This is a genomic window from Arthrobacter sp. S2(2024), assembly GCF_036662515.1.
Lineage (GTDB): Bacteria > Actinomycetota > Actinomycetes > Actinomycetales > Micrococcaceae > Arthrobacter.
Map to the genome: position 1 here is coordinate 101,911 of NZ_JAYKZI010000006.1, position 15,614 is coordinate 117,524.

Below are 15,614 nucleotides of genomic sequence, written 5' to 3' on the forward strand. Positions count from 1 at the left end.
TCGTGCTCGGACGAGCCGCTCCGGCGGCCGGGGGTACTCCATTAGACGCTCCTGCAGATATGGCCTATTTTCACCCGACGCTCGCTCACCAATACGCCTGATACCTTCAACGCTCGCTCAGAAGATCTGAGCGAGCGTCGGGCCATAATGCCCTAAAAGTGAGCGAGCGTCCCGCAAGAACCCCACATAAGTGAGCGAGCGTCGGTGGGGACCACGACGGCGGGGTGCCGCTTCCCGTGGAAGCCGCACCCCGCCGTCGTGATCGCTAAGCCGCCCCGGTGAGGGGCGGAGAGGAAACTATGCCGAGACCAGGTTGTGCCAATCGGCGACGAGGGGCAGGTTGTGCGCCTCGGAAACCGAGCGGTGCGTGACCTTGCCTGCCGCGATGTTGAGTCCGGCCGCCAGTGCGGGGTCGCGGTCGAATGCGGCCCTGACGCCCAGGTTGGCCAGTGACACCGCGTAGCGCAGGGTGACGTTGGTCAGGGCGCAGGTGGAGGTGTTCGGAACGGCGCCCGGCATGTTGGCGACGCAGTAGAAGATCGTGTTGTGGACCTTGTACGTGGGTTCCTGGTGCGTGGTGGGGTGCGTGTCCTCGAAGCAGCCGCCCTGGTCCACGGCGATGTCCACCAGCACGGAGCCGGGCTTCATGCGGGAGACCAGCTCGTTGGTGACCAGCTTGGGGGCCTTGGCGCCCGGGATCAGCACGGAACCGATGACGAGGTCGGCGTCGACCACGGACTTCTCGATCTCGTATGCGTTGGAGGCGACCGTCTTCAGGCGGCCCTGGTAGAGCGCGTCCAGTTCGCGGAGGCGGTTGATGTTGATGTCCAGGATGGTGACGTCGGCGCCCAGGCCCAAGGCCATGGCGGCGGCGTTGGTACCGGCAACACCGGCGCCGAGGACAACAACCTTGGCCGGGCGGACGCCGGGGACGCCACCCAGCAGCACACCCTTGCCACCGGCCGGAGCCATGAGGGAGGAAGCGCCGACGACGACCGACAGGCGGCCGGCAACCTCGGACATGGGTGCCAACAGAGGCAGCGCGCGGCCGTCCTGGACGGTTTCGTAGGCGATGGCCGTGACGCCGGAGTTGATGAGTTCCTGGGTCAGCTCGGCCTCGGCGGCCAAGTGCAGGTAGGTGAAGAGGATCAGGCCCTTGCGGAAGCGGTGGTACTCGGCCTTGATCGGTTCCTTGACCTTCATGACCATGTCAGCGCGTGCCCAGACGTCGTCGGCCTCGGCCACGATCTCAGCGCCGGCAACCGAGTATTCCTCGTCCGTGATACCGGAGCCCAGGCCTGCGCCCCGTTCCACCAGAACGGTGTGGCCGTGGGTGCGGAACTCGTGAACGCCCGCGGCCGTGATGGCAACGCGGAATTCGTTGTTCTTGATCTCTTTGGGGACACCGATGATCATTTTGGGCTCCATCTTCGAAAGGCTTCAACGGCCTTTTTCTCTGCGGGGGACTGTGCTTCCAGAATAAATCCGCTGTGAGCCAGCCGACAGGAAAGGCGATCGTCACGGTTGCCGACTTCCCTGGAATTCCGCGGTTTTTGCCGCCCCCGACTCGACATTTGTCGATATTGAGGGCGTCAGGTGTCGCCTGATGTTCGTGGGGCAAAGTAGTGTTTTCTCCATGCAGCAAGACGTGGAGAAAATCGTCGAGGACGTAGCACTCAAGTTGGGCCGCGGCCTCTCCTTGGAAGACCTCGACGGCGTGCTGCTCGCCTACAGTTCCAACCAGTCCCACGCCGACCGCGTGCGCGTGAATTTCCTCCTGAGCAAGCGTGTCCCGGTGGACGTCAGCGCCTGGCAGCTCTCGCACGGCATCGCAACCGCGGTGCGTCCCGTCGTCGTACCCGCCAATGAAGAACTCGGGATGGTCGGGCGCGTTTGCGTCCCGTTGCTGGTGCGCGGATTCCGTGTGGGGTACCTCTGGGTCCAGCAGGACCTTGACGAGCAGACCGCGACGGCGATACTCGCCGAATTGCCTGGTGTCCGGGACGAGTTGGACCTCCTCGCGGGGTTGTTGCTCGATTCCAACACGGCGGAATCGGAGTTCCGGCGACGCCGTGAGCAGGAATTCCTCGCTGCATGCCAAGGCGAGTCCAACGCGGTGGCGGCCGTGGCGGGATGGAAGGAGATCCAAGGCAGGGGACCGTGGCAGCTGGTTACCGTGCTCGATGCTGCGGACAGCGGCGGTGTCTCTGATCCGATCGCGGCGACCCTGACACACCGTTCCGCCGCACTGCAGGCCACTATCGGGGTCGATTCCGTGCTTTTCAGCGCCGGGACTGAGACGCACTCGGTCCTGTTGTTCCGCGAAACGGGCGGACGGGCAGAGCATGCCCAGGTCCTGGTCCACTATCAGCTGGAACTCGCCAAGCGCGCCGGCCGAAAAGTGGACCGCGTCATTCTTGGCATCAGCGAGCCGTTTGCGGCTATTCGCCAACTGGGCCGGGCGTACCGGCAGTCGAAGCTCGCGGCCCAGGCTGCCGCCGTCGATCCTCCGCTCGGCGAGCTCGTGGACAGCCGCTCGGCCGGGATCTACCAGTTGTTCGAACGGCTACAGGCGCCCGGGGGCTGGGACGATTCGGGTTCCGTGCACTTCCAGGAGATCGAGGACGCCGACCGCAACGGCGAGCTGCTGCCCGTGCTCGAACTGCTTTACGACAGCGACGGCTCCGTTCAGGATGTGGCCTCGAAGCTCCACCTGCACCGCAGCAGCATCTACAACCGACTGGCCAGGGTCCGCCAGCTTATCGGAGCGGATCCGCTGAATGGCGCCACCCGGCTCGAACTCCACGCAACGCTCAAGGCGCGCCGCTGGGCTGGCCGACCGCGGATTTGAAGCGCAGGTACCGGAAACCGCGCTGGCCTACTTGTTGAACTGCCTCAACTGAAGGCTGCAGCGCCAGCGGTCCGGGCGGTGCTGAATCATCTGCGTCCGGGTGTTCCGGCAGCATCGTCCGTGCCACTCGACGGCAAATGCTCGATGCCCTCCCATCCTCACTGCAGTGCCTTGGTTGCTGCGTCCAGAATCGACCCAAGATCGACGCCCGGTTGGGTAGGCGGTGGCGTCGGTGTGGGGCTGGCCGGGGTCCGTGGCTTCCAAGAACCTGTGGGTGCGGGAGTCGGAGACGCTGGATCCGTCGGATCCGGTGTCGGGGTTGGGCTAGCGGGTCCGGTCGGACCGGGGCTGGGAGCCGGCGCAGGCTGAGCCGGAACCGGGGTGGAAGGAACAGGCGCCGGGGTGAGGCTTGGGGGCAGCGCTGACGGGAGGGCCGGAACCTGAACGGAGATCGACGGTGCAGGGACGCTCGACGGTTCCACAGCTACCGGTCCTTGCGGCGAATGCTGCGCCGGGTCCCCGGCCTGGCCGGACTTGGCGCTCGGGGTAGCTGCCGAAGGTGATCCCGCAGCGCTGGGGGAGGTGCTTGGCGTCGTGGAAGGAGCGCCGGATTGCGTGGAGTCCTGGCTGTCTGCGCTGGCAGCGTCCTGGGCGCGGGATTCCTGGCCGAAGAAGGGCAACTCGAGGGCTTGTCCCAGGGAGCCGGCGGCCAACAAGATGCCTAGGGCACCTGTCACCACTGCCATTCGGTTGCTCATCGTCCGGACGGCGGCGGCCTTCTTGAGGACGGCGTGTGGTTCACGGCTGAAGGAGGAACCGGTAAGGGGCGCCGGACCGGCGCCGGCGCGGGTTGCCGCGGGAAGTGCCGTTGTGGCTGCGTTCTCGGTTTTGGCCGACTCTGCTGCCGCGCGAGCCAAGGTCGCAGCAGACACCGTCGGTATGGCCGCGGTGGCCGGCTCAGCTGTCGCAGGAGCCGCGGTCTCGGCAGCGACAGTCGGTACGGCCGCGGTGGCAGGTTCTGCCGCCGCGGCAGGCACTGTTTCAATGGCCGCAGTTTCGCTGGCTTCTGAGGCCCGCTTCCGTTCGGCTGCGCGGGCGGCCGCGCGCGTGGTGGGTGCCGCCGTCGTCGGTGTTGCCGTGGGGGTGGGCGCCGCCGTCGAACTCAAAGGTTCGGAAGCCGGCGCAGCGATGAACGGTTCGCTGTCTGTGGCCCGACGACGTCCGGTTGGTTTGGTGCTCTCGCCCGCCACTTGGGCACGGCGAGGCTGATCCATGGTTGGGGACATGGTGATTGCCTCTCAACGCCTTCGAGGTTAGCTGTCGGGTTCGGACGAGGCCGTCCGGCCGCGCGTGGCGGCTTCACCCCAAGGGCCTGAAGTAGGCCCGGAGACTCTGGGTCCCCCGTCTCTGCCGCGGGTCTGGCGGATTCCGGGTTGCGGCAGAGCTCGGCGTCAACCCGGAAGCGGCCCGGTTGGGGACCGGGTCGCCCCTCGACGTTACAACAGCCGGCATGCAAAGTCACATTTGAATAACGGGCGCGGTGACCCGTTTTTGCCCGGCCTGGCCGGCGATGAGTCCCGCGACGTGTTCGGCGTCGCGGCCGACCCCGCCCACGAGGCCGGAGGTCAACCCGTATTGGAAGGGCATGCCCACAAAGAACAGTCCTGGGAGTTGTTCCACGGCGCCCCGGAGGGTGAGCGGCCAGCCGTCCTCATCCGTGGGAAGTCCTTGGATCCAGCCAAAGTCCGGTTGGTAACCAGTAGCCCAGATGACCGTGGACACCGGTATCGCGTGACCTTCATCGGTCAGGGGTTGGCCATCGCGCGTGCCCTTCAGGCGTGGCAGGCGGGTGACTCCAGCGGCGTCGAGCTCCCGCGTTGAGGTCCGGATCAGTGGCGCGCCGTGCTGGGTGAACCCGAGCGCGACCTTGCGGCCGATAGGGGTGGATCTGTTCAGCACCTTGTGGATGAAGAGCCACCAAAGCCCGCCGGCGTATCGCGTCACGGGGCCTGGAATGTGGAACGGAGGGTTTCCTGCGATGTAGGTGCGGTGCGTGAGTGCGAGCTCCAAGGCGATTTCGACGCCGGAGGTGCCGGAGCCGACCACCAGGACATCTCCGGGCGGAATTGAGTCCGGGTTGGCGTATTTCGCTCCGTGCAGTTGGTGGATGCCGGGATCGAGATCCCTGGCGAACGCCGGGACCCGTGGCTGTGTATTCGGGCCCGTGGCAACAACAACGTTTCTCGCCAGGATCGACCCGGCGCTGGACTGCACCCGGAACCGGCCGTCCTCCCGCTCGATGCCGACGACGCGGGCGCCATGGCTTACCGGGAGTTCCCAGTTCGTGGCGTAATTCTCGAGGTATTCGGCCATGGCGTCTTTGCCGGGAAAGGTCCCTCGGGCGGCTGGAAACGGCAGGCCGGGAAGGGAATCGTGCTGCGCCGGGGTGAAGAGGCGCAAGGAATCCCATCGGCTCCGCCACACGTCGCCGACGCGGGCCTGCGAGTCCAGGATGAGGAAATCTTGCCGGTGTTTCTTCAGGTGGTATCCGGTGGCGAGCCCCGCCTGCCCGGCGCCCACAATTACCGTGTTCACTGCCTCATTGCTGTCCATCGCGAAGCCTCCTGAGGTGTCCGAGGTCATTAGAATAGCATTCCAGTCACTGGAATGCTATTCTTTTTTCGTGGAAATCCGGCAAAATGACAGGCGCTTAGCTCAAGCTGTCGCAACCAAAGCTGCCGTGGTGGAGGCCGCCCGTCAGCTGTTTCTGAGCAAAGGGTATGTGGCCACCACTATCGGGGCCGTTGCCGAGCAAGCAGGTGTGGCCGTCCAGACCATCTACAACTCCGTGGGCAACAAGGCTGCGCTGCTCTCCGCCGTGGTCGACGCGACGGCGGCGGGTCCGGACGCCCCCCGTTCCGTGCCGGAGACCATGCGCGAGCGGACTGCCGCAGCCGCCGACGCCGGAGCGGTCCTGGCGCTGTTGGCCGACTGGTTTGCCGAGGTGAATCCGCGGAGCACCCAATTGTTCACCGTCATGCGGCAGGCCTCCGCCGTCGACGCCGAAGCCGCAAAAGTGGAGCGGGACCGGGCCGAAACCCGGCTACGGAACTATGCGGAAGCTGCGGCCGCGCTCAGGCGGCGCGGGGCACTGAGCTCCGGCATGAGCGACGAGCAAGCCGCTGCCGTGATCTGGTCGGTGGGTCATCCGGACACCTACCGGTCACTCGTGCTGGACTTCGCCTGGGGATTGGACCGCTACCGGGACTGGGTCCACGCTGCGCTCAAGGCCGCCCTCGCGTAGCTTTTCTACTTGTTGCTTTCCTCTTCCGCCGCGGCCGTCTTCTTCTGGGTTTCCAGCCACGCCATGATGTCCGCGAGCCTGATGCGCCGATGCGTGCCGCGGTATTCCACCGGGATTTCGCCACGGTCAGTCATGTTCCGCAGGTAGGTGTGCGAGATTCCCGCGAGTTCGGCCGCCCTCGACGTCGTGAGCATTTCCTCGACGCTGCTCACGGTCACAGCTTCACCTCGGCCCAGCCTGCCAAGGAGGTCGACGACGGCGTCCCTCGCCTCATCCGGCAGCCGGTGGACCGTGCCATCCACGAAGACGGTGATGTCGTTGCTGTCCTGGAGTGAGCGCGCCAGGTTACGGGCGTCGTCCGCGGGCAAGCCAGGCGTCACGCGGGGAGCTATCAATGCCATGGCAGAAGCCTAGCCGCGCTCAAGGCTGTGCGGTTACGCCGCCGTGTTAGATTCACGCCTATGGTCAACTACCCCGCCAATCCGGATCCCGCGCTCGCCGTGGCCGCGGCAATCGATCTACTGGTGCGGCAAGGCTATGACGCGACCTCCGTGGACGACCTGGCCGATGCCGCAGGGATCAGCCGGAGCACGTTTTTCCGCAAGTTCGGCTCCAAAGAGGACATTGTTTTCGCTGATCACGACCGTATTCTGGCGCGGGTCCAGGACCTCCTTGCGCGGACGACGGCGGATCCGTTGGGTGTCGTCGTGGATGCCGCGCTCTTCGTTTTTGGCCACCATGTGGGCAACCGGAAAACCTCCCTCGCCCGCTACAAGCTTCTGCATCAAGTGCCGGCTCTTCGTGACCGTGAACTGGTCATGACGCATCGCTATCAACGGGCTTTCCGGAATCATCTTCTTTCCGCGCTGCCCGAGGGCGAAAGCCGCGAGGTCACGGCCGTGGCCTTTGCCGCTTCGGTGGTTGCTGTGCACAACAGCGTCTTGCGCCAGTGGCTGCGCGCTATTTCTGCTGGCGATCGCGAGGCGGGTGCGGAGCGCGTCACGGGCGCGGAGCGCGATGTGCGGGAAGCTGAAGCCGAAGAGCTGGCCGCGCGGCTCGGGCGTGAATTGGGCGCGTTGGCGGACACTTTCGCCCATGTTTCAACCGGCGAGGCGGGTAGCGACGCAGCCGGTGCCGCGTCCGCGCCAGGCGGCCGTCCCGCCGTCGTGGTTGCTGTCCTCGATCCGGCAGCGGGTACGGAAGAGATCATTCAAGCGGTTCGGGACGCGCTGGCTTAGTTCGATCCAGCAGAGTCCATGGTTGGAACTGAGTTCCTTGACATGAAACTGAGTGTCAGCGCATGCTGGGAGTCGTAGATCGCAACCCCGAGCGAGGATCCCCCATGACGACGATGTCCAACAGCGCTTCCGAGGAACTGGATGCCATATTCCCGGTCGGCGCAGCTTTTCCGGCTGGCACCATGGAGCCCGAGTATGTCCTGAACGAATCCCTGGACCCGGACCCGGCCTCCGTCTTCAAGGACGTTAGCCGCGAAGACCGCGCCTACTGGGACCGCGCGCGGACCTTTGTCCAGGACGACGTGCTCCCGGTCATCGCGGGGTACTGGGAGCGCGCGGAGTATCCGCTCCATCTGGTGAAGCGCCTGGGTGAAATTGATCTGCTGCGCGACGGAATCAACGTCGACGGGTTCCCGGCCATGAGCAAAACCGCCGCTGGACTGGTCACCATGGAACTGAGCCGCGGGGACGGCTCCATCGGCACGGTGGTCGCTGTCCAGGGCGGCTTGGCTTTGCGGTCCGTGGCGGAATGCGGTTCCCCAGAGCAGCAGGACCGTTGGCTTCCCGTGCTTTCCCGGGCCGAGGAATATGGCGCTTTCGCCTTGACCGAGCCCGCGCACGGTTCCGATTCGGTGGGACTCGAGACGACTGCGACCGCCGTCGATGGCGGCTATGTGCTCAACGGTGAAAAGAAATGGATCGGCAACGGCTCAATCGGCGGGCTGACCGTCGTCTGGGCCCGTGGCGACGACGGGCAGGTTCACGGATACCTCGTCCCCCAGGATTCCCCCGGGTACTCCGCCACGACCATTGAAGGCAAGCTGTCACTCAGGGCAATCTGGCAGGCACACATCCGCCTTGAGGATGTCTTCGTCCCGGCGGAAAACGCGCTCCCGGGTGCCCGGAGTTTCAAGGACACAGCCCGGGTGCTCTTGGCGACCCGGCTGGGAGTGGCCTGGTCCGCCGTCGGGCACGCCACTGCCTGTTACGAAACCGCGGTGCAGTACGCGGCCCAACGCCGGCAGTTCGGCCGCCCACTGGCCGCTTCGCAGATTGTGCAGGAGCGACTTGCCCGGATGCATTCGGAGCTCGCCACCATGCAGCTCATGGTCATGCAGATGACCAAGCTGGACGATGAGGGCGTGCTGACTCCCGCGCAGGCGGCGCTCGCGAAGTTCACCTGCACCCGCACTGCCCGCAGCATCGCCTCGAACGCGCGCGACTTGCTCGGTGGCAACGGGATCTTGTTGGCCAACCGCGTGGCCCGGCACTTCGCCGACATAGAGGGCATCCATACCTATGAAGGCACAGAGACTGTCCAAGCGTTGATCATCGGACGCTCGATCACGGGTATCTCCGCCTTCGCCTAAAGCGGTATCCCGCCCCCGGCGCGGCCCCCCAGACGCTCGCTCAGATATGAGCGCAAAATCCCGGACGCTCGCTCAGATATGAGCGCAATCGACGTAACGCTCGCTCGCTAATCAACGGTGAGCGAGCGTCTGAGGGGGAGGCGCCTACTCCGCGTCGAGGTCCGTTTCCAACAGTGTCACCAGGGAATCGAGGGCAGCGTCGGCGCCGTCGCCCTCGGCCCGAAGCACGACGACGTCGCCCTTCGCCGCGCCGAGCGTCATGAGCGATAGGATGCTGGCGGCGTCGAGCGCGTCATTGGCAGGCGAACCGGCCATCGCGATGGTCACTTCGACCGGGGATTCCCCCGCGGCTTCGGCGAAGATCGCCGCCGGACGGGCGTGCAGTCCGGAGCGGCTGGCGATGGTGGCGGTGCGTTCGGGCATGGTTTCTCCTTGTGTTCAGGTGGGGCAGTACAGCGGGGCTCAGAGCCCGAGTTCTTCGAGGATCGGCAGTTTGGCGCGGACCCAGGCTTTCGCGTCAAGCGCATCGGGTGCGCTGAGCGCCAGCCGGGCCAGCTCTTGCGCTTGTTCCAGCGTCACCGTTTTGAGCACGGTTCCGACGGCGGCCAGCGAGCGGGCGGTCATGGAGAGCGTGGACACGCCCAGGCCAACGAGCACGACGGCGAGGGCCGGGTCCGCGGCAGCCTCACCGCAGACACCAACCGGTTTGCCGTGGCCCTCTTCCGCCGAGCCTGCCACCGTCAGCTGAACGAGGCGCAGGACGGCGGGCTGCCACGGGGTGTTGAGTTCGGCGAGGGGGCCGAGTTGCCGGTCGGCGGCCATGGCGTACTGGGTGAGGTCGTTGGTGCCGAGGGACGCGAAGCCCACGTGTCGGAGGACCGACGCCGAGGTCAATGCCGCGGAGGGAACTTCCACCATCACGCCGGGCGTCTTGATTCCCGCGGCATCGCACATCGACGCGAAATGGGCGGCCTCGGCGGCGGTCGAGATCATGGGTGCCATGACCCACACCTCGGCTTCTGTTTCGTCGGCAGCGATGGCGATGGCCTCGAGCTGGCGATCCAAAACACCGGGCGTGGTGAAGTCGGTGCGGTAGCCGCGCACACCGAGGGCAGGGTTGGGCTCGGTGGCGTCGGTGAGGAAGGGAAGGGGCTTGTCAGCGCCGGCGTCGAGGGTACGGAGTACAACCTTTTTGCCCGGGAAGGCGTCGAACACGCCCCTGTACGCGGCGGCCTGTTCCAGCACCGTCGGTTCGGTGTCGCGTTCCAGGAAGCAGAATTCGGTGCGGAAAAGGCCCACGCCCTGCGCGCCAAGCGCGGCGGCCGCGGCAGCGTCCTTGGCGCCGCCGACGTTGGCGAGGAGGGGCACCAAGTGGCCGTCCGCCGTCGTGCCGTTTCCGTCAAAGACCGCCAGAGTGGCGGCGTTTTCGACCCATGCGAGGGCGGCCGCGCGCTGTTCTTCGCTGGGTTCGAGGGAGAGTGAGCCGGCCGCGCCGTCCACAAAGACTTCTGCGCCGTCAGGAATTTCGTCCACTCCGCGGGCCGCGACGACGGCGGGCAGGCCGAGCGAGCGCGCGATGATCGCCGTATGGGACTGCGGTCCGCCGCCCGAGGTAACCAGTGCTGTCACGACGGCGGGGTCCAGCGTTGCGGTGTCGGCGGGAGCGAGGTCTTCGGCCACGAGGATGAACGGAGTGTCCGACGCCGGGATCCCCGGGGCGGGGACTCCGCGAAGTTCGGCGACGATCCGCGCGCGGACGTCCAGGACGTCGGTGGCGCGCTCGGCCATGTATCCGCCCAGGTTGTGGAGCATTTCGGACACGGAGGCGCCGGCTTCCCAGATGGCGCGTTCGGCGGAGCTGCCGTTGTTGTTGATGAGCTTGGTGGCCGATTTCAGGAGCATGGTGTCCTTGGCCATGAGGGCGGTGGCTTCCAGCACGGCCTTACCGTCGCCGCTGGCCTTGTCCGCGCGTGCTTTGAGTTCGTCGTGGACCGACTGTGCCGCCGCTTTGAGGCCCGCGACGGCGTCTTCCGCGGTTGTCGATGCGGCGAGCTGCTCGCCCGACGGCGGTTCGCTGACTGGTTTGGGCATCTGACGGATAGTGCCAATGACGCGGCCCGGGCTAACGCCTACTCCTTGGAAATTCTGCACTGAAATCCTCTGTTCCTGCTCTCGGATCGGACCCACCGGCTGCGGCGCCTCGGGGTCCGAAAAAATCTCCTGTGACTCACTTCATATAGCGTTGCTATAGGTGCTAGGGTAGCGGCTATGAGTTTCGATGACCAGCTTCCGCCCAAAACTCGGCTGCTCCGTGCAGCTGCCGAGTTGCTGGCGAATTCGGATGGGTCGCCGGTCTCTACGCGCCAAATCACCAAACTTGCCGGCGTCACGGCGCCCACGCTTTACCACCACTTCGGCGACAAGGAGGGGCTGTTCGACGCCGTCGTTGCAGCCGGCTTCGAGGAGTACGTGGCGGGAGAGCGGGACTTCGCACCCTCCGGGGTCCCCCTGGAGGATGTCCGCCGGATGTGGGACAACCACGTCCAGTTCGGACTTACCCAACCGCACCTTTACCTGGTGATGTTCGGCAACATCCGTCCGGAAAGCAGGCCGGCCATCGTGGCTGATGCCGAGTCGCTTCTGGAGGAGATGCTGAGCAAGGCGGCCATTGCCGGGCAGATCAACGTACCCCCGCGTGAGGCGGCCAGAAGCATCCTGGCGGCCAACGTTGGCGTCACGCTCATGCTCATCGCAGAGCCTTTGGAAGGCCGGAACCTCGAACTCTCCACCATGACCCGGGATTCCATGATTTTCGCCGTGTCCACGGAAACAGCCCGTGGCGCCGCAGCAGACGACTCCGGCAAGTCGTCCGTTGTTGTTGCGGCAATCGCGCTGAATGCGGCACTCCAAGCCTCGCATTCAGACCAGCTATCCAGTTCGGAACTGAAGCTGTTCCTTGAATGGCTTCACCGAATCTCCAGCAGCTCCTAGAGCTGTCCTCCTTCGATAGATATCGACTGATTCCGCATTGATGCGGGACTCACGTTAGGAATTCACACAATGGCAACAGCGTCAGTTGCGAAACCGCGCACCAGCGTGCGCGTTGGTGTCCAAAAGTTCGGAACGTTCCTCTCGGGCATGATCATGCCCAACATCGGGGCCTTTATTGCATGGGGCATCATCACCGCCCTGTTCATCCCGGCAGGGTTCTTCCCCAATGCGGACCTGGCCAAACTCGTGGGCCCCATGATCACGTACCTGTTGCCGCTGCTGATCGGCTATACCGGCGGCCGGGCGGTCCATGGCATCCGCGGCGGCGTGGTTGGAGCCGCCGCCACCATGGGTGTGATTGTGGGTACGGATATTCCGATGTTCATCGGTGCCATGCTCATGGGCCCGCTCACGGCCTGGATCATGAAGAAGCTCGACAAGGTGTGGGAGGGCCGGGTCAAGCCGGGCTTCGAGATGCTGATCGACAACTTCTCCGCAGGCATCGTCGGTGCCGCACTGGCCATCTTCGGCATGTTGGTGATCGGTCCGGTAGTTAAGGCCTTCAGCGACGGCGCGAGCAACGTCGTCGAGTTCCTGGTCCACAACGGACTTCTGCCGCTGACCAGCATCTTCATCGAACCCGCCAAGGTCCTGTTCCTCAACAACGCGGTCAACCACGGCATCCTCACTCCGCTCGGTACGGAACAAGCGCTGCAAAACGGCAAGTCCATCTTGTTCCTGCTCGAGGCGAACCCCGGCCCGGGCGTCGGCGTCCTGCTCGCCTACATGTTCTTCGGCAAGGGCCTGGCACGGGCATCCGCTCCCGGCGCCGCGCTCATCCAGTTTGTCGGCGGTATCCACGAGATCTACTTCCCGTACATTCTCATGAAGCCGATCCTCATCCTCGCCACGATCGCGGGCGGCATGACCGGCATCTTCACCTTGGTGGTCACCGGCGCGGGCTTGCGTTCGCCGGCAGCCCCTGGCAGCATCATCGCCGTCTTTGCCGCGACAGCGAAAGACAGCTATTTCGGTGTCGCCCTGTCCGTGCTCCTCGCAGCCACAGTGTCCTTCCTGATCGCCTCCGTGATCCTGCGGACCAGCAAGACCACCGATGTGGACGCGCTGGGCCAGGCAACGTCCAGGATGGAAGAACTCAAGGGCAAAAAGAGCTCCGTTTCCTCCACCCTCCTGGGCGCCGGCGGCGGTACCGCCGTCCTGACCCGTCCTATCCAGAACATCGTGTTCGCGTGCGACGCCGGCATGGGCTCCAGCGCGATGGGTGCCTCGGTCCTGCGCAACAAGATCAAGGCAGCCGGTTTCCCGGAAGTCAAGGTCACCAATTCGGCCATTGCCAACCTCAGCGACACTTACGACGTCGTGGTCACGCACCAGGACCTGACAGAACGCGCGCGTCCGGTCACCTCCAGCGCCGTGCACGTCTCCGTGGACAACTTCATGAACAGTCCCCGGTACGAGGAGATTGTGGAACTGGTCAAGAGCAGCAACGCCGGATCCGGCGCTGAGGGCTCGACGGCGGTTGCCGAACCGGCCGCCGGTGCCCACGCGGCCCAGCCAGCCGTCGTCGGGGGCAAGGATGTCCTGCTCCCCGAAAGCGTGATCCTCACCGGCACCGCGACGGATCGTGACTCGGCCATCGACGAAGCAGGCAAGCTCCTGCTGGACCGCGGCGCCGTGGACATGGGCTACATTCACGCCATGCATGAGCGCGAGGAATCGGTGTCCACGTACATGGGCAGCTTCCTGGCCATCCCGCACGGCACGAACGCTGCCAAGAACCACATCCTGCACTCCGGTGTGTCGATCGTCCGCTATCCCGAGGGCATCGACTGGGGCGGCAAGCAGGTCAAGTTCGTCGTCGGCGTCGCCGGCATCAACAACGAGCACCTCCACATCCTGTCCTCCATCGCCAAGATCTTCACGGACAAGGCGCAAGTGGCCCAGCTTGAACAGGCCACGTCGGTTCAGGAAGTGCTGGATCTGTTCGGGAAGGTCAACGCATAGTGAAGGCAGTCCATTTTGGGGCAGGGAACATCGGACGAGGGTTCGTCGGCTTGCTGCTGCACGAGGCCGGATATGAGGTGGTCTTCGCCGATGTAGCGGATGCCTTGATCAGCCAGCTCGCCTCCGTGTCCTCCTACGAGGTCCACGAGGTCGGCGAAAACGCGGCAGTCAAGACCGTGTCCGGTTTCCGGGCCCTGAATTCGGGCACCGAAGAGGTTGCCGTCGTCGCGGAAATCGCGACGGCGGACCTCGTCACCACGGCGGTGGGGCCGCACATCCTGAAGTTCGTGGCACCCGTGATCGCGCGGGGCATCGCCGGCCGCTCGCCGTCGTTGGCTCCGCTCCAGGTGATGGCCTGCGAGAACGCGATCAACGCCACGGACCTCCTGCGTTCCGAAGTGGAAGCGGCGTGGGACGGTGCCGCGGGCGATCTTTCCTCCGTTGCTGTTTTTGCGAATACCGCGGTGGACAGAATTGTCCCCAACCAGGCGCCGGGCCAAGGCCTGGACGTCACTGTGGAGACCTTCTACGAGTGGGTCATCGACCGCACGCCGTTCGCGGGGGCGGCGCCAGTGATCCCCGGCGCGACCTTTGTGGATGAGCTCGGTCCGTATATCGAACGGAAGCTGTTCACGGTCAATACAGGACATGCCTCGGCAGCGTACTTCGGCTACGGCGCCGGCCTGGAGAAGATCTCCGATGCGATGGCCGACGCCTCCGTGGCCGCCCGGGTGCGGGCCGTGCTGGAGGAGACCAAGCAGCTTCTCGTGGCCAAGCACGGCTTCGTCGAAGCCGAGCAGGAAGCGTACGTGCAGAAGATCCTGTCCCGCTTCACCAACCCGTACTTGCCGGACACCGTGAACCGGGTTGGCCGTGCTCCGCTCCGGAAGTTGGGCCGGCACGAACGGTTCATCGGCCCGGCGGCAGAACTGGCCGAGCGCGGAGTCACTCCCGTCGCCTTGCTCGACGCGATGTCGGCCGCCCTGCGTTTCGACGACGGGGCCGACGACGAAGCCGTGGAACTCGCCCGGATGCTTTCAGAGATGGACGCCGCCGAGGCGGTTGAGCGGATCACTGAACTGCCGCCGTCGCACCCGTTGTTCCCGCAAGTGCAGAAGCTGATCGAAGACCGCAAGGCCGAGGCCTAGGCTTTCCGGCGACGCCCGCTGGCGGTCCGGTGCGCCCGCGTGCCAGCCGGCCTGCGACGCCCGCTCAGATATGCGGGCCTTTTCCGGGACGCTCGCTCGGATATGCCGGCTTTTTCCTGAACGCTCGCTCACCCTGCTTCACCTGATGTGAAGGAGGGTGAGTGCTTTAAGGCTCTAAAAGTAGGGAAGCGTCGACTAGTTGCCGAGTTCTTCCGACGCCGTTCGCCCGGCGGCATGGACGCGCCGCAGGAAATCCGTGATGACGGCGATTTCGGAGTCGTCGTAGTCTGCGCAGATGGTGTCCATGAGGCTGTTCATTCCCGAGTAGAGGCGGAACATCTCGGCGTTTCTGTCGGGAAGAACCCGGATCACTACGGCGCGCCGGTCGGACGGATCGCGGTCCCGGACAATCCAGCCTCCGCGTTCAAGCCGGTCGAGGATGCCAGTCATGGTGGCCGGGTGCAGGCCCGCGTGTTTGGCCAACATGCTCGGGCTGAGCGGCCCGCGGCTTGAGATCAGGTCAAGACAATCAAGGTCAACGTCCTTCAGCTCGGCTTGGGTGCCGACCTGGTGATTGAGTACGGCTAGTTGCACGCGCACGCCCCGAAGCTCGGCTTTGAGCTCAGCGACAGCACGCCGCCGACGGCGCGGAGTTGCCGCCTCTTGATTTGATATGGAACTCATATG

The 15,614-nt window shown here is 65.2% G+C and carries 14 protein-coding genes and 1 riboswitch; of the genes, 7 read left to right on the top strand and 7 right to left on the bottom strand.

All coding sequences use genetic code 11. The features are described 5' to 3' along the window. Nucleotides 1–297 precede the first annotated feature (297 nt). Nucleotides 298–1,416 carry an alanine dehydrogenase gene (gene ald, locus VLA65_RS14015; protein WP_332602858.1) on the bottom strand — a complete coding sequence of 373 codons (1,119 nt, stop codon included), beginning with the start codon at nucleotides 1,414–1,416 and terminating at the stop codon, nucleotides 298–300. A gap of 220 nt (nucleotides 1,417–1,636) precedes the next feature. On the opposite strand from ald, the gene VLA65_RS14020 reads away from it, so the two are divergent. Continuing rightward, nucleotides 1,637–2,851, top strand: a complete 1,215-nt coding sequence (locus tag VLA65_RS14020) for a PucR family transcriptional regulator (protein WP_306963614.1) — start codon at nucleotides 1,637–1,639, stop codon at nucleotides 2,849–2,851. Nucleotides 2,852–3,009: 158 nt separating this feature from the next. Here VLA65_RS14020 and VLA65_RS14025 read toward each other — a convergent pair whose 3' ends face one another. Both VLA65_RS14025 and VLA65_RS14030 read right to left on the bottom strand, forming a co-directional pair. Continuing rightward, nucleotides 3,010–4,125, bottom strand: a complete 1,116-nt coding sequence (locus VLA65_RS14025; RefSeq protein WP_332602859.1) for a hypothetical protein — start codon at nucleotides 4,123–4,125, stop codon at nucleotides 3,010–3,012. A gap of 14 nt (nucleotides 4,126–4,139) precedes the next feature. Beyond that, a riboswitch (cyclic di-AMP (ydaO/yuaA leader) is annotated at nucleotides 4,140–4,285 on the bottom strand. 84 nt (nucleotides 4,286–4,369) lie between these two features. Next, nucleotides 4,370–5,464, bottom strand: coding sequence for a flavin-containing monooxygenase (locus tag VLA65_RS14030; RefSeq protein WP_332602860.1), 1,095 nt, complete (start codon nucleotides 5,462–5,464; stop codon nucleotides 4,370–4,372). A gap of 70 nt (nucleotides 5,465–5,534) precedes the next feature. On the opposite strand from VLA65_RS14030, the gene VLA65_RS14035 reads away from it, so the two are divergent. Further along, entirely contained in the window at nucleotides 5,535–6,155 is a 621-nt protein-coding gene (locus tag VLA65_RS14035) for a TetR/AcrR family transcriptional regulator (protein ID WP_307053223.1), read from the top strand. 5 nt (nucleotides 6,156–6,160) lie between these two features. Here the strand turns inward: VLA65_RS14035 and VLA65_RS14040 are convergent, their stop codons facing one another. Further along, nucleotides 6,161–6,556: a helix-turn-helix domain-containing protein gene (locus VLA65_RS14040; RefSeq protein ID WP_284988963.1), complete on the bottom strand. Its 396-nt coding sequence runs from the start codon at nucleotides 6,554–6,556 to the stop codon at nucleotides 6,161–6,163. Nucleotides 6,557–6,616: 60 nt separating this feature from the next. Between VLA65_RS14040 and VLA65_RS14045 the strand changes: the two genes are divergently transcribed. Further along, on the top strand, nucleotides 6,617–7,393 hold the full coding sequence (locus tag VLA65_RS14045) for a TetR/AcrR family transcriptional regulator (RefSeq protein ID WP_307053224.1): 777 nt from the start codon (nucleotides 6,617–6,619) through the stop codon (nucleotides 7,391–7,393). 113 nt (nucleotides 7,394–7,506) lie between these two features. Further along, nucleotides 7,507–8,763 carry an acyl-CoA dehydrogenase family protein gene (locus VLA65_RS14050; protein ID WP_332602919.1) on the top strand — a complete coding sequence of 419 codons (1,257 nt, stop codon included), beginning with the start codon at nucleotides 7,507–7,509 and terminating at the stop codon, nucleotides 8,761–8,763. Nucleotides 8,764–8,907: 144 nt separating this feature from the next. On the opposite strand, the gene VLA65_RS14055 is transcribed toward VLA65_RS14050, so the two are convergent. Continuing rightward, entirely contained in the window at nucleotides 8,908–9,186 is a 279-nt protein-coding gene (locus VLA65_RS14055; protein WP_332602861.1) for an HPr family phosphocarrier protein, read from the bottom strand. 39 nt (nucleotides 9,187–9,225) lie between these two features. After that, a complete protein-coding gene (gene ptsP, locus VLA65_RS14060; protein WP_284988965.1) occupies nucleotides 9,226–10,914 on the bottom strand; it encodes a phosphoenolpyruvate--protein phosphotransferase in 1,689 nt (562 codons plus the stop codon). Nucleotides 10,915–11,031: 117 nt separating this feature from the next. Here ptsP and VLA65_RS14065 point away from each other — a divergent pair, with 117 nt between their 5' ends. The 3 genes from VLA65_RS14065 (at nucleotide 11,032) to VLA65_RS14075 (ending at nucleotide 14,927) form a co-directional block, all read left to right on the top strand. Beyond that, complete coding sequence (locus VLA65_RS14065) at nucleotides 11,032–11,754, top strand: TetR/AcrR family transcriptional regulator (RefSeq protein WP_332602862.1); 723 nt, start codon at nucleotides 11,032–11,034, stop codon at nucleotides 11,752–11,754. A gap of 69 nt (nucleotides 11,755–11,823) precedes the next feature. Then, a complete protein-coding gene (locus tag VLA65_RS14070; protein ID WP_332602863.1) occupies nucleotides 11,824–13,779 on the top strand; it encodes a PTS mannitol transporter subunit IICBA in 1,956 nt (651 codons plus the stop codon). Further along, nucleotides 13,779–14,927: a mannitol-1-phosphate 5-dehydrogenase gene (locus tag VLA65_RS14075; protein WP_332602864.1), complete on the top strand. Its 1,149-nt coding sequence runs from the start codon at nucleotides 13,779–13,781 to the stop codon at nucleotides 14,925–14,927. Before VLA65_RS14070 ends, VLA65_RS14075 begins: the two co-directional genes overlap by 1 nt. Nucleotides 14,928–15,122: 195 nt before the next feature. On the opposite strand, the gene VLA65_RS14080 is transcribed toward VLA65_RS14075, so the two are convergent. Beyond that, nucleotides 15,123–15,611 (bottom strand): MarR family winged helix-turn-helix transcriptional regulator, encoded by a 489-nt coding sequence (locus tag VLA65_RS14080; RefSeq protein ID WP_332602865.1) that lies wholly within the window; start codon nucleotides 15,609–15,611, stop codon nucleotides 15,123–15,125. Between the last annotated feature and the right edge of the window lie 3 nt (nucleotides 15,612–15,614).